Genomic DNA, 12,841 nt, shown 5'->3' with positions numbered 1-12,841 from the left:
CCACGGGGTCGGACGATCAGGACGCCGCCGGCTGCATCGGGTTCTCGAACGGCGCGCCCGCGACGAAGCGCTCGACCTCGGCGAGGGCGGACTCACCGAGGCGGCGCAGCTCCACCCCCATCGATCCGGCGAGGTGCGGCGTGAGGAACACGTTCGGGAGGGTGTACAGCGGATGCCCCGCCTCGAGCACGTCCGGCTCGGTGACGTCGAGCACGGCGCGCAGGCGGCCGCGCTGCAGCTCGTCGACCAGCGCGTCCTGGTCGACCAGCGCGCCCCGCGCGGTGTTGACCAGGGTGGCGCCGTCGGCCAGGGCGGCGAGCACCGCGCGCGAGATCATGCCGGCGGTGCGGGGCGTCTCGGGGGCGTGCACCGACAGGATGCGGCTTCGCCGGGCGAGGTCCTCGAGGTCGTCGACGAGCTCGGCGCCGAGCCGTTGGGCGGTCTCGGGCGTCGCGTAGGGGTCGTACAGCAGCACCTCGACGTCGCTCGCGCGGAGCTTCTCGATCACCATGGTGCCGATCGTCGAGGCGCCGACGATGCCGACGGTCGTGCGGAACAGTCCGGCATGGGGCGCCGTCGCCTCGCGGTCGATGAACCTCTGCTCGGCGCAGTACTGCCGCGAGAGCCAGAACGCGTCCTTGGCGGCGAGCGTGATCATCGCCTGCGTGAACTCCGCCACCGGGACGGCGTTGGCGGAGCGGGCGGACGAGATGCGGATGCCGCGCGCCGACGCCGCCTCGTCCAGGAACCCGATCCCGCCGCCCCAGTGGACGATGGCGCGCAGCGCCGGGAAGGCGTCGAGCCCTTCGCTGTCGATCACGGGCACGCCCCACCCGGTGATGAGAACCTCGACCCCCGACGGCGAGGCGATGCCGGCGAGGGAGGTGGCGGCATCCGTCATGTCGATCTCGAGGATCTCGGCGAGCCGGGCCCGTTCGTCGTCGCCGAAGACGAACGGCACCAGCGCGGGATCCATGAGCAGTGCGGCTCTCATGCGTTCAGCTCCTCGATGCTCCAGGCGTCGCGCCACTCCAGGCGCACCCGTCCGCCCTCGATGTGCAGCGGCAGCCATACCGCGGGCGATTCGGCGAGCGCGTCGGGCGTCCATCGGTCGCCGATGTAGACGAACCCGTCGCCGACGGGGGCGACGACGCTCACCTGCGACTCGAAGGTGTTCGTTCCGAGTGGCGCCAGGAGCCGCCAGCCGTCCCAGGGCCCGTCGAGGGCGGGAGCGCTCGTCCACACGTTGTCGTTCATGCTCCATCCGGTGAGGTCCGAGCCGAACAGGTAGTAGCGACCTCCGCTGGTGACGACGGTGGGCGACTCGTACCCGATCTCGGGCCGAGCCTGCTGGCGGAGGGTCGCCACCAGCGACTCCACCCCGAGGTGGTCCATGCGGAGGCGGTAGATGTGCAGCCCGTTGTCGCGATCCTCCGAGAGGAGGTAGCCGACCCCGCCCTCCTGGAAGACGCCGATGTCGCGGCTGAGGTTGCCCAGCGGCCGCTCGCTGCCCACGTACCGGTACGGACCTTCGGGGCGGTCGGCGATCGCGTACCCGACGCGCGCGAACGAGTAGTCCGCGGAGTCGACGTGGAGGAGCATGACCCACCGCCCGTCGGGGCGCTGCAGCACCTTCGGTCGTTCGACCACCCGGTCCGGGCCGATGTCGCCGTCGTCCGCGCGGAGCGCGTCGCCCTCGTAGCGCCACGAGGCGAGGTCGGTCGACGAGTAGCAGGCGACGGCGGTGAACCGGTCGCCGGCCGTCTTGTCCTCTCCCCACGCGAACCAGCGGTCGCCGACACGCTGCAGGCCGATCCCGTGAAGCTGTGCCGTCCGCCCGCGGTCGTCGACGAAGACGCGGCCGGGCCGGATCGTGCCGCGCTCAGCCATGCCGCACCTGCAGCACGCGCGCGCCGATGCCCGCGGGGGTGCTGACCGAGAGCCCGTCGCCCGTCGCTGCGAACGCCCACGGCTCTCCCCCGGCGGGGAAGATCGCCTCGACCTCGCCGACGCCCGGGAGCGTGAAGGCGGCGGGCGCGGCATCCCGATCCCACACGAACAACAGGTCGCGTTCGCTCGTGTGCAGGCCGAGGCACACGGTGGGCGCATCCCAGGCCGGCAGGCCGAGCGGCCAGAACGGCGTCGCGTCGGCCAGGTCGTCGCGCAGCGCCTTGTGCAGCTCGACGGCCTCGGCCACACGCGCCCGCTGCGCGGGGCGCAGGTCGTCGAGGAAGCCCGAGAGGTACAGCCGCCCGCTGAGGCCCGTGACGAGCGTGAACACCGTGTCGTCGTCGCTCATCTCCCGCGCCGGGTAGGCCCAATTGCCGCACTGCTCGGGCAGGATCGAGGCCGGCGACGACGCCGCGATCGGCGGGTACAGCCGGAAGTCCTGCTGATCGCTGGTCGACTGCAGGTGCGTCACGGCGAGGAGGGAGTAGTCCGCGCGCATGGCGCCGGAGCTGCAGTTCTCGATGCGCAGGGACGGATGCCGCTGCTGCACGCCGACCAGCCACTCGCGGAACGCCCGGGTGTGGGCCAGCAGCCCGTCGCCGGCGGTCGTCGCGTCGCGCTCGGTTCCGGCGCCGGGGTTGATGTTGTAGTCGAGTTTCAGGTACTCGATGCCGTAGTCCTCGACGAGGTGGTCGACGGTCGCGTCGAGGTGGGCGCGCGCCGCGGGATGGCGGAAGTCGAGGTGGTACCGGCGGTCCTCCTGCACCCGCCGGCCGAACCGCTGGAAGAACGCGTCATCGGGCAGCCGCGTCGCCGCGGGGCTGTGCACGCCGACGACCTCGGGCTCGAGCCAGAGCCCCGGCGCCATCCCCGCCAGCCGGATCGCGTCGATGACGCGGCGCAGCCCACCCTCGGGGAACCGCGACGGCGCCTCGCGCCACTCGCCGACGGTCGACCACCAATCGCCGATCGCGGGGTCGGCGAACCACCCGGCGTCGATGCAGAAAACCTCGGCGCCCGCCTCGGCCGCGCGTCGCACGAGCGGCAGCAGCTGCTCGGTGGTCGGCTGCCCCATCAGCGTGTTCATGAAGTCGTTGTACACGACGGGCAGGTGCTGATCCTGGGCCGACCCCCGCAGCCAGCGCCGGTAGCGCGTCAGCTCCGCGATCGCGCCGTCGCGACGGTGAGCGGATGCCGCGACCGCGACGGGCACGGCCGCGAAGGTCTCGCCGGGGAGCAGCTCGTGGGCGAACTGGTGCTCCTGGTCTGTCGGGCCGAGCAGAGACAGCACCCCACCGCCGCGCGTCTGGCAGAGGTCGACGTGCCAGCCCGCGCTGGTCTCGAGCTGCCAGGCGAGCGCCTCGCCGTCGGGACGCGCGAGGTAGCCGCACGGCAGATGCTCCCCGCTCGACCATGCGCCGTGACTCGAGAGGCTCGCGTGGCCGCGGCCGTCCTGGCCGTGGAGGTCGAGAGCGAGCTCGGGCAGCTCGTCGCGCAGCGGCACCTCTTGCCACCGGGCCTCGGCGAGCCATTCGCTCGCAGCCCTCCCCCATACGACCCCGTCGAGGTCGGCAGCCGTGGCGCCGATCCCGATCGTCGCCGAGCTGACCGCGGTGACCACCACGGGCTCCTCCCCGGCGTTGCGCACCTCGTTCTCGATCCGCACCGCGGCGGTCCCGACGGGCGCGGTGACGGTCGTGCGCACTTCGAGCCCGCTGACGGCGTCGGCCTGCACGACGATCGCCCGGGTCGCGCCGGCGTCGGTGGTGACCTGCGATCCTTGCACGCGCAGGCGTTCGCCGACCGCGGACCGCCAGTAGGCCTGACTGGTGCGCGCCCGCTGCTCAGCCGAGGTGAACACCTCCACGAGACCGATTCCCTGACGCCCGGCGTGCGTCGACGACAGCGCCACGAGCGAGAGCGGGGCGTCGGCCGACCACCGCAGTTCGAACGCGCCGACGCGGGCGCGCCGCGTGGCGGGGACGGCCTCGGCGGTGTCTTCCTTTCTCGCGATGTCGATCGTGGCGGGAGGGGGGAAGGTGTCGGTCACGAAGCTCGTCTCGTCTCGTCGGTCAGCGGCATGCGCAGGGCGTCGTTGCAGATGTGGATGCCGGCGCCGAGGAGGGCCGGCAGGAACAGTGCGAGCGCCGAGCCGATGAGGGGCAGCGACGCCGCTGCGATGCCCAGCCCGATCAGCAGCAGCCAGCTCAGCCCGACGTGCGGGCGGCGAGCGAGCGCCGCCGCGGCGACACTGAGCGCGGCGACCGGGCGCAGGCCGGGGTTCGCGGCCGCGGCGGCGCACACGGCGATGAGCAGCACCGCCACGACCGCGCCGGCCGCGGCGACGAACAGCAGCATGGCGTCGGCGGCGCCGAACAGCGCGAGGTCGTACGACAGCAGGAGCGTCATCAGGCTGGTGCCTGCCGCCGCCCACCACAGGCTGCGCCACCCTGCCCCGAAGGCGACCCAGAAGCTCCGCCCGCCCCGCGCGTCGGCGCGGCGCTCGAGCAGTGCCCGCGTGCTCCGCAGGAGCGCGAAGACCGCGGGGGCCAGCGGCAGGAGCGACGCCGCACCCAGGCACAGGGCGAGATGCGTCGGCTGCCAGCCCACCAGCAGGGTGAAGGCGACCGTGGGTACGAGGCATCCGAAGAACGACACCGACACCACGAAGTACTGGAAGACGGTGAGCGCCGTCGTCGCGAGTGCACCGTCGAGCGCGAGCACCGTGCGGATGTACCCCGCGATGCCGCCCGGACGCGACGGGGTGGAGTGGGCGGTCATCCCTTCACCGCCCCGATCGACATGCCCTTGATGAAGTACCGCTGGAAGGCGGCGAAGATCGCGACCGACGGGATGATCGCCAGGATCGCCCCGGTGTAGATCAGCTGCCACTGCGACGTGAGCAGCCCCACCATGCGGTTGATGGCGACGTTGATCGTGCCCGCCGACGACGAGTCGAGGAACACCAGCGGGATGAAGAAGTCGTTCCACAGTCCCAGCGCCTGGATGATGACGAACGCCGACGTCACCGGGAGCAGCATCGGGAAGACGATCGACCAGAACGTGCGGAACCGTCCGGCGCCGTCGACGAACGCGGCCTCTTCGACCTCCACCGGGATGCCCTTGATGAAGCTGCAGTACAGCAGGATGCCGAAGCTCGCCGCCCCGCCGAGGTGCACGAGGATGACGCTGGTCAGCGTGCTGTACAGGCCGACGTCGTCGAAGCCCTTGACCAGGGGGATCATGCGCACCTGGAAGGGGATCATCAGACCCGCGATGAAGAGGATGTAGAGCCACCGCGCGCTGCGCCCGCCGATGCGCTCGATGCCGTACGCGGCCATCGGCACGATGGCGACGAGCAGCACGACCGTGACGACCGTGATGATCAGCGTGTTGACCAGCGCCTCGCCGTAGTCGGTCTGCTGGAACAGCTGCACGTAGTTGTCGAGGGTGAACGCGGTGGGAAGCCCCATCGGGTCGACGGTGATCTCGGAGTACGAGCGGAACGAGTTCAGCAGCGCGTACAGCACCGGGCTCGCGACGATCACGACGAGCACCGCCAGCACGATCATGACGACCACCTGGCCGGGCGTCACCTTCTTCTTGCGCTCGGCGCGGCGCTCGGCGCGGCGCGTGTCACGTTGCGCCCGCCCCGGCGCGACGACGAGCTCTGTCTCGGTGCTCATGCCTGGATCTCCCTCTTGCGCATGTAGGCGTTGGCCGCGACGGTGCTGACGATGACCACCAGGAACAGCACGATGGCGGCGGCGCTGCCGAAGCCGGCGCGGTACTCGCCGAACCCGACCTTGTAGATGAAGAACGCCATGGTCTCGCTGACGAACCCGGGACCGCCCGCGGTCAGCACCATGACCTGGTCGAAGATGGTCCAGCCCGCGATCATCGCGAGCGTCATGTTGACGGTGACCGCGCCGGCGAGCATCGGCCACGTGACGTGACGGAACACCTGGCGGCTGTTGGCGCCGTCGATGCGCGCCGCCTCGACGAGCTCCTGGGGCACCGACTGCAGGTTGGCGAGGTAGATGAGGGTCGTGTTCCCGCCGAGGGTGAAGCACGTGATGAAGAGGATGACCCAGACGACGATGCTGCTGTCGCCGAGCCAGTCCCGCGCCCACTCCGGCAGCCCGACGTCGCGGAGGAACGTGTTGACGGCTCCGAAGTTGTAGTTCAGCAGGTACTTCCACACCGTCGCGAGGATGAAGGCGCTGACGAGCGACGGCAGGTAGACCGCGGTGCGGAAGAGCCCCTGCCACCGCCCGGTCACCTTGTCGAGCATGAGCGCGACGCCGAGCGAGATCGCATTGATGATGAGCGCCGAGCCGAGCCCGAGGATGAGGGTGTTCTTGACGGCGTTCCAGAAGCGCCCGCTCGTCAGGATCTCCTCGTAGTTGCGCGTGCCGACGTAGTCGTAGCCGGGGCTGATGCCGTCCCAGTTCGTGAAGCTCAGCTGCAGCGACTGCACCGACGGGATGATCACCATGAGCAGGTAGATCACCAGGGCCGGCGCGATGAAGCCGAGCATGATCCAGCGGGCGGAGCGGAACCGCCCGGTCCGCCGCTTCTCCCGCTCAGGCCCCGTCGGCACGAGCGAGACGTCGTCGGGGGCACCATCGGGCGCACCGTCGAGCGGGGCCTCGCCCCGAAGGCGGACGGCGGTGCCGACCACCTCTGTCTGCCCCTGCAGGGCGCTCTGATCAGTCATGGAGACCTCCTCGGCTCCGGCCGGGGTGTCCGGGCAACGCCCGGGCACCCCGACACGTGTGGGTCAGCCCGCGGCGACCGTCTTGTCGAACTCGGCCTGCACCTTGGCGATGGTGTCGTCGATCGAGCTCTGGCCGTCCTGCATCTCGATCCGCGCCTGGCGGAAGAAGGTGTTGAACGCGCTGAAGGTGGAGAGGTCCGACACGTTCTCGTACCAGACGAGGTTCGGGTTCTCGAGGAGGGCGAAGTAGTCCTCCGCACCGGGGATCGACGTGTTGCGCTCGATCTCGTCGGCCGCGACGATGTTCGGCGCGAGCCAGCCGTTCTCCTCCATGAGGTTGGCGGTGTCGACCTGGTAGAAGAACTCCAGGAACTCCGTCGCCGACTCGTACTGCGCGTCGTCCTCGGCCGCCTGCGCCGAGATGGCGAGGCCGCCGGCGGTGTCGCCGTTCACCGCGTTCTTCAGCACGTTGATCGCGCCGTCCTCGTCGGGGACGATGAACAGCCCGGCGTTGAAGTCGGCGTCGACCTTGTTGATGTCGTTCAGGCGCCCGATTCCGGCTGACGACGTCGCCATGACGGCCATGTCGTTCACCAGCAGGGTGGTCGTCTGCGCGTCGGCGGTGGACTGCCATCCCTCGAGCACGTACTCGTTCGTGATGTCGAGCAGCTCCTGGAGCGGCTCGCGCAGGTCTTCGATGGTCGCCTCGCCGTTCTCGGCAGCCGTCCAGAACCCGCCCTGGTCGCTCCACTCGGCGAACGTCGGCGCGGCGAGCAGCTTCCACAGCTGGTCGCTCGGCCAGACCTCGGCCGCCGCGGTCGCCAGCGGGGCGTCGCCGTTCGACTTGATCTCGGCCATCAGGTCGATGAAGTCGTCGTAGGTCTCGGGCACCTCGAGGTCGTTCTCCTCGACGTAGTCCTTGTTGTAGACGATGTTGATGCCGATCTCGCCGTTGAGCGCGCTGTACGGCACGGTGTAGACGTTTCCGTCCGACGCGCTGCCCACGGCCTCCGGCTCGATGAGTTCGGTGACCGACTCGGGGATCGGCGCGAGCTTGCCGGCGTTGATGTACGTGAGGGTGTCGCGCATGTCGACGACGGCCGGCCAGTTGCCCGTGGCATCCATCGTCTTGAGCGCCGTCGCGTAGTCGCTGCCCGCCGGAAGCGGATCGAGCTGCACCGTCGTGGTCTCGCTCTGCTCGTTGAACGCCTCGACGACGGCATCGACGACCGAGTTCCAGGTCTCGTCGCCGGTCGCGTATAGGAACCGGATGGTGGTCTTCTCGGATGCCGCGCCTCCGTCGCCGCTCGCCGCACCGGTGCAGCCGGTGAGTGCGAGCGCCGTGACGGCCAGCGCCGCCCCTCCGGCGAGCCAGTGCGAACGGCGGCCCAGCCGGGCGCGCACCCCTGCCCGCGTCGCTTCCTCGTGCATGTGATCTCCCTTGATTCGTGCCGGAACGTTTCCGTCCCGGAGAGAGTACCTCAAAGTGGACAACGTTTGCCACTATTTCCGAAACGCAGGTTGTAGCGATCTGCCACAGCGCTTCGCCGCCCCGCGATCCGGCCGTCGCTACGCACGCACGAGGGGCTCGCCGTGCAGGATCGGCGTCGCCGTGAGGGCCACGGAATCGCGCGCGCCGGGCTCGTCCAGCACGAGGGCGAGCGCGGCGCCGCCGAACTCCTCGAGCGGCACCTCGACGGTGCTGAACCCGGGCAGCACGTCTCCGAGCATCGGGACGTGGTCGAACCCGGTCACCTCGATCCCCGCCGCCCGGGACTCGCCGAGTTCGCGCAGGCGGGCGATGACGCCGACGGCCATCGCGTCGCTCATCGCGGCGATGACCTCGACGTCGTCGAGCCGATCGCCCAGCAGGTCGACCGCGCGGTAGCCCCCGTCGCGCGAGAACTCCGTGTGCACGATGTCGTCGTCCGGGATCTCGATCCCGCGGTCGGCGAGGCCCTCGACGAACCCGCCCACGCGCTCCAGCGCCGTCACCTCCGCCGACGGGCCCGAGACTATCGCGAAGCGCCGCTTGCCGGCATCCGCGAGTCCCCCGGCGAGCAGGCGCGCGGCGTGCCGGTTGTCGACCGTGACGGTCGGGAACCCGAGCTCGTTGTCGCCGATCACCACGATCTTCGCGCCGTGGTCGCGCAGCACCCTGAGCTGCTCCTTGACGGATGCCTCGCGCGCGGGGTCGGTCGTCCGGCTCGTCGCCATCACCACGGCGAGATGGCGTTCGCCGCGCAGCTGCGTGAGGATGTCGAGCTCGCGGGCGGAGTCGTCGCGCGTCGTGCGGACCGCGACCGAGATGCCGCGCTCCTCGGCCGCGTGCATCATGCCCGAGATCATCGTCGCCGAGCCGAAGTCGTCGATGTCGCCGACGATGAACGCGACGGTGCGGGCGCGTCCGCCCTTGATCGTCTGCGCGGCGGGGCTGACGGAGTAGCCCAGCGTGCGGGCGGCCTCCTCGACGCGGCTGCGCAGCTCGGGCGACCCGCTCTGCTTGCCGCGGACCCCGCCGTTGAGGGCGCGGGAGGCGGCGGGCACCGATACACCCGCCAGGCGCGCCACATCGGCGAGGGTGGGCGGCTTGGCTCCTGGCGTCATCGTCGTCCTTTCGCGGCTGATAACGCTATCCAGTATTGCCGATGCGATGCCGGGCGCGTGCAACGGCCACCCGCGCCGCAGCCCCGCTCCCCGCGACTCAGCGCACGACCGCGGTCACGGTCGCCAGGCGACCGAGCACCTCCTGGCTGATGGAGCCCAGCAGGAATCGCGCGAGCGCGCCGCGGCCGTGCGAGCCGACCACCGTCAGCCGCGCGGAGCCCGCCAGCCCGTTGATGATCTGCGACGGGTAGCCGCGCTCCACCTTCCGCACGATCTGGAGGTCGGGGTAGCGCGAGCCGAGTCCGGCCAGCGAAAGGGCGAGGGCCTCGGCGGTGAGCTTCTCCATGTTCTCGAGGTACTCCGCCGGATACGACCCCATGTTGCGCGGCGCCTCGAGGGGCGTCCACACCGCCACGGCGATGAGCGGCTCGCCGAGGCGGTCGGCCTCGGCCGCGGCGAAGGCCACCGCCTTCTCCGACACCGGCGAGCCGTCGACCCCGACGACCACGCCCGACCGTCCGGCGGCGTCCGCGTCGGGAACCACGACGACCGGGCAGTGGGCTCCCGCCGCGATGCGCAGGCCGTGCGCGCCCCGGGCCGCCCGCGATCCCTGGCCCGGGTAGTCGCTGCCGATCACGAGCAGCGCGGCCTCGGCCGAGGCGTCCACGAGCTTCGCCACCGGGTTGCCGCGCTCGACGCGCGTCCGCACGACCAGCCCGTCCGCGGCGATGCGCGATGCCTCGTGCTCCACGCGCTCGCGCGCCTCCTCGAGCGCGGCGGCGAGGACCGAGTCCTCCCCCACCGCGCCGACGGCGCCTCCCACGACGGTGACGAGCTCGAGCGGCTGCCGGCGCTCCCTCGCGCGCTGCGCGGCCCAGTCGACCGCGCGACGCGCGACGGCGGCATCCGTGATTCCGACGACGATGGCTTCACCCACGATGGCTCCCCTCGGATGCCCCCAGGCTAGCGCCGGCGATCGCCCCGGTGCAGGCGGATGCGCCGTGACAAACAACTCCGCCGGCATGCGAGAAACCCGGGTTCGACGCCACCCGGCCGCGAACGCGGGAAGCCCGGCGTCCGAGGACGGCCGGGCTTCCCGTGAAGAGGCGGCTACAGCGCGAGGCGCTCGCGCACGACGTCGGCCAGGGCGTCCGCGTGACGACGGGCGTCGTCCTCGGAACCGGCCTCGACCATGACGCGCACGAGCGGCTCCGTGCCCGAGGGGCGCAGCAGCACGCGCCCGGACAGCCCGAGCTCTGCCGTGGCGCGGGCCACGGCATCCTGCACGATCTCATCGCCCACGCGCGTCCGGTCGACGCCCTTCACGTTGACGAGCACCTGCGGGTACACCGTCATGACCGACGCCAGCTCGGCGAGCGTCTTGCCCGTGCGTGCCATCTCGGCCACGAGGTGCAGGCCCGTGAGCAGGCCGTCGCCGGTCGTCGCGAACTCGCTCATGATGACGTGCCCGGACTGCTCGCCGCCGAGGGAGTAGCCGTGCTTGTTCATCGTCTCGAGAACGTACCGGTCGCCGACTGCGGTCGTCTCGAGGCGGATGCCGTGAGCGTCCATGGCGCGGTGCAGGCCGAGGTTGCTCATGACGGTCGCGACGAGCGTGTCGTCCTTGAGGGCGCCGCGCTCCTTCATCGCGACGGCCAGGATCGCCATGATCTGGTCGCCGTCCACGATGCGGCCCTCCGCGTCCACGGCGAGGCAGCGGTCCGCGTCGCCGTCGTGCGCGATGCCGACGTCGGCTCCGACGCGGACGACGTGCTCGGCGAGCAGATCGAGGTGGGTGGATCCGACGCCGTCGTTGATGTTGAGGCCGTCGGGGTCGGCGCCGATGACGGTGACCTTCGCGCCGGCGTCGCGGAACGTCTCGGGAGAGACGCCGGATGCCGCGCCGTGCGCGCAGTCGAGCACGACGTGCAGCCCCTCGAGGCGGTTCGGCAGCGAGCCGAGCAGGTGCACGACGTAGCGGTCCTCGGCGTCGGCGAAGCGGCGGATGCGACCGACGCCGGCGCCGGTGGGCTGCAGCTTCGGCCCCTGCATCGCCTGCTCGATGCGCTCCTCGACGACGTCGGGCAGTTTCACACCGCCGGTGGCGAAGATCTTGATGCCGTTGTCGGGAGCGGGATTGTGGGATGCCGACACCATGACGCCGAAGTCGGCATCGATGTCGGCGATGAGGAACGCGGTCGCGGGCGTGGGGAGCACACCGGCGTCGTACACGTCGACGCCCGAGGACGCGAGCCCTGCCTCGACCGCAGCCGAGAGGAACTCACCCGACACGCGCGGGTCGCGCGCGACGACGGCCGTGAGGCGCTTGCCGGCGGCGCGACGCGCCTCGGCCGTACGACCCTGGCCCAGGACGACAGCGGTCGCCTGGGCCAGGGTCAGTGCGAGATCGGCGGTGAGGGGGCCGTTGGCCAGCCCCCTCACCCCATCCGTGCCAAAGATCGGCATGCGGAGAGGAAGCCGATCAGCGCTTCGAGTACTGCGGCGCCTTGCGGGCCTTCTTGAGACCGGCCTTCTTGCGCTCGATGACGCGGGCGTCGCGCGAGAGGAAGCCGGCCTTCTTGAGGGTCGGGCGGTTGTTCTCGACGTCGATCTCGTTCAGCGCACGGGCGATGCCGAGGCGCAGCGCGCCGGCCTGGCCCGAGGGGCCGCCACCCGAGATGCGGACGATGACGTCGTACGCGTCGGTGAGGTTGAGCACCGTGAACGGGTCGGTGATGAGCTGCTGGTGCAGCTTGTTCGGGAAGTAGTCCTCGAACGCACGGCCGTTGACGGTGATGGTGCCGGAGCCCGGGATGACGCGCACGCGGGCGATGGCCTGCTTGCGGCGACCGACGGCTGCGCCCGACACCGAGAGCACGGGGCGCTCGGCGGCGACGGCGGTCTCGTCGACCTGGGACTCGGTGGAGTAGCTGCTGGGGGTTTCTTCGATGTTCGCCATCAGTGTGTCCTGTTCTGTGCGGCGCTTACTGGGCGACCTGGTCGAAAACGTACGCGGTGGGCTTCTGCGCCGCGTGCGGGTGCTCGGCACCGCGGTAGACCTTGAGCTTCGACAGCTGGTCGCGGCCGAGGGTGTTCTTGGGGAGCATGCCGCGGACGGCCTTCTCGACGGCGCGCACCGGGTTCTTCTCGAGGAGCTCCGAGTAGGTGACGGACTTGAGGCCGCCCGGGTAGCCCGAGTGGCGGTAGGCCTTCTTCTGCTCGAGCTTCTGGCCCGTCAGCGCGACCTTCTCGGCGTTGACGATGATGACGAAGTCGCCCATGTCGACGTGGGGGGCGAAGGTGGCCTTGTGCTTGCCACGCAGGAGTGCGGCGGCGTGCGAGGCGAGACGGCCGAGGACGACGTCAGTCGCGTCGATGACCAGCCACTCGCGCTGGGCTTCGCCAGCCTTGGGGGTGTAAGTGCGCGTCACAGTAGTGCTGCTTTCTTGATCGAACGGAGAGGTTCGTGAATCCCACTCCGGGGTGGTTCCGCCTCTCGATGAGAGACCGAACACGCCAGTGGAGGGCTCACGTTCGCGGTGCCGGGTCAGCTGAGCCGAACAC

General features: G+C 70.8%; 12 protein-coding genes. All 12 read right to left on the bottom strand.

Features of this window, described 5'->3' with window-relative positions:
* Positions 1-16 precede the first annotated feature (16 nt).
* The 12 genes from V6R91_RS28890 to rplM all read right to left on the bottom strand — a co-directional run bounded on the left by V6R91_RS28890 (position 17) and on the right by rplM (position 12,708).
* A complete protein-coding gene (locus V6R91_RS28890) occupies positions 17-994 on the bottom strand; it encodes a hydroxyacid dehydrogenase (protein WP_336398139.1) in 978 nt (325 codons plus the stop codon).
* Positions 991-1,890 carry a family 43 glycosylhydrolase gene (locus V6R91_RS28885; RefSeq protein WP_336398138.1) on the bottom strand — a complete coding sequence of 300 codons (900 nt, stop codon included), beginning with the start codon at positions 1,888-1,890 and terminating at the stop codon, positions 991-993. The genes V6R91_RS28890 and V6R91_RS28885 overlap by 4 nt, the downstream gene beginning before the upstream one ends.
* Entirely contained in the window at positions 1,883-4,000 is a 2,118-nt protein-coding gene (locus V6R91_RS28880) for an alpha-galactosidase (protein WP_336398137.1), read from the bottom strand. The genes V6R91_RS28885 and V6R91_RS28880 overlap by 8 nt, the downstream gene beginning before the upstream one ends.
* Positions 3,997-4,731, bottom strand: a complete 735-nt coding sequence (locus V6R91_RS28875) for a hypothetical protein (RefSeq protein WP_336398136.1) — start codon at positions 4,729-4,731, stop codon at positions 3,997-3,999. The genes V6R91_RS28880 and V6R91_RS28875 overlap by 4 nt, the downstream gene beginning before the upstream one ends.
* Positions 4,728-5,636 (bottom strand): carbohydrate ABC transporter permease, encoded by a 909-nt coding sequence (locus tag V6R91_RS28870; protein ID WP_336398135.1) that lies wholly within the window; start codon positions 5,634-5,636, stop codon positions 4,728-4,730. The genes V6R91_RS28875 and V6R91_RS28870 overlap by 4 nt, the downstream gene beginning before the upstream one ends.
* Entirely contained in the window at positions 5,633-6,670 is a 1,038-nt protein-coding gene (locus tag V6R91_RS28865; RefSeq protein WP_336398134.1) for a carbohydrate ABC transporter permease, read from the bottom strand. The genes V6R91_RS28870 and V6R91_RS28865 overlap by 4 nt, the downstream gene beginning before the upstream one ends.
* 63 nt (positions 6,671-6,733) lie before the next feature.
* Positions 6,734-8,101, bottom strand: coding sequence for an ABC transporter substrate-binding protein (locus V6R91_RS28860; protein ID WP_336398133.1), 1,368 nt, complete (start codon positions 8,099-8,101; stop codon positions 6,734-6,736).
* Between the two features lie 138 nt (positions 8,102-8,239).
* Complete coding sequence (locus V6R91_RS28855) at positions 8,240-9,277, bottom strand: LacI family DNA-binding transcriptional regulator (protein WP_336398132.1); 1,038 nt, start codon at positions 9,275-9,277, stop codon at positions 8,240-8,242.
* Between the two features lie 97 nt (positions 9,278-9,374).
* Entirely contained in the window at positions 9,375-10,214 is an 840-nt protein-coding gene (locus tag V6R91_RS28850; RefSeq protein ID WP_336398131.1) for a universal stress protein, read from the bottom strand.
* A gap of 173 nt (positions 10,215-10,387) precedes the next feature.
* Positions 10,388-11,743, bottom strand: coding sequence for a phosphoglucosamine mutase (glmM, locus tag V6R91_RS28845; RefSeq protein WP_336398130.1), 1,356 nt, complete (start codon positions 11,741-11,743; stop codon positions 10,388-10,390).
* Positions 11,744-11,759: 16 nt separating this feature from the next.
* Positions 11,760-12,236 carry a 30S ribosomal protein S9 gene (gene rpsI / locus V6R91_RS28840; RefSeq protein WP_336398129.1) on the bottom strand — a complete coding sequence of 159 codons (477 nt, stop codon included), beginning with the start codon at positions 12,234-12,236 and terminating at the stop codon, positions 11,760-11,762.
* A 25-nt stretch (positions 12,237-12,261) separates the two neighbouring features.
* Positions 12,262-12,708: a 50S ribosomal protein L13 gene (gene rplM / locus V6R91_RS28835; RefSeq protein WP_336398128.1), complete on the bottom strand. Its 447-nt coding sequence runs from the start codon at positions 12,706-12,708 to the stop codon at positions 12,262-12,264.
* Between the last annotated feature and the right edge of the window lie 133 nt (positions 12,709-12,841).

The organism is Microbacterium sp. CCNWLW41, assembly GCF_037083505.1.
Note: the sequence above shows the minus strand (reverse complement) of the source record. Positions and strands in the feature narration are given on the sequence as shown.

What these genes read in the sequence shown, in the direction of transcription:
- V6R91_RS28890 (WP_336398139.1), bottom strand. Translation starts at nt 994, where the DNA reads ATGAGAGCCGCACTGCTCATGGATCCCGCGCTGGTGCCGTTCGTCTTC.
- V6R91_RS28885 (WP_336398138.1), bottom strand. Translation starts at nt 1,890, where the DNA reads ATGGCTGAGCGCGGCACGATCCGGCCCGGCCGCGTCTTCGTCGACGAC.
- V6R91_RS28875 (WP_336398136.1), bottom strand. Translation starts at nt 4,731, where the DNA reads ATGACCGCCCACTCCACCCCGTCGCGTCCGGGCGGCATCGCGGGGTAC.
- V6R91_RS28870 (WP_336398135.1), bottom strand. Translation starts at nt 5,636, where the DNA reads ATGAGCACCGAGACAGAGCTCGTCGTCGCGCCGGGGCGGGCGCAACGT.
- V6R91_RS28865 (WP_336398134.1), bottom strand. Translation starts at nt 6,670, where the DNA reads ATGACTGATCAGAGCGCCCTGCAGGGGCAGACAGAGGTGGTCGGCACC.
- V6R91_RS28860 (WP_336398133.1), bottom strand. Translation starts at nt 8,101, where the DNA reads ATGCACGAGGAAGCGACGCGGGCAGGGGTGCGCGCCCGGCTGGGCCGC.
- V6R91_RS28855 (WP_336398132.1), bottom strand. Translation starts at nt 9,277, where the DNA reads ATGACGCCAGGAGCCAAGCCGCCCACCCTCGCCGATGTGGCGCGCCTG.
- glmM (WP_336398130.1), bottom strand. Translation starts at nt 11,743, where the DNA reads ATGCCGATCTTTGGCACGGATGGGGTGAGGGGGCTGGCCAACGGCCCC.
- rpsI (WP_336398129.1), bottom strand. Translation starts at nt 12,236, where the DNA reads ATGGCGAACATCGAAGAAACCCCCAGCAGCTACTCCACCGAGTCCCAG.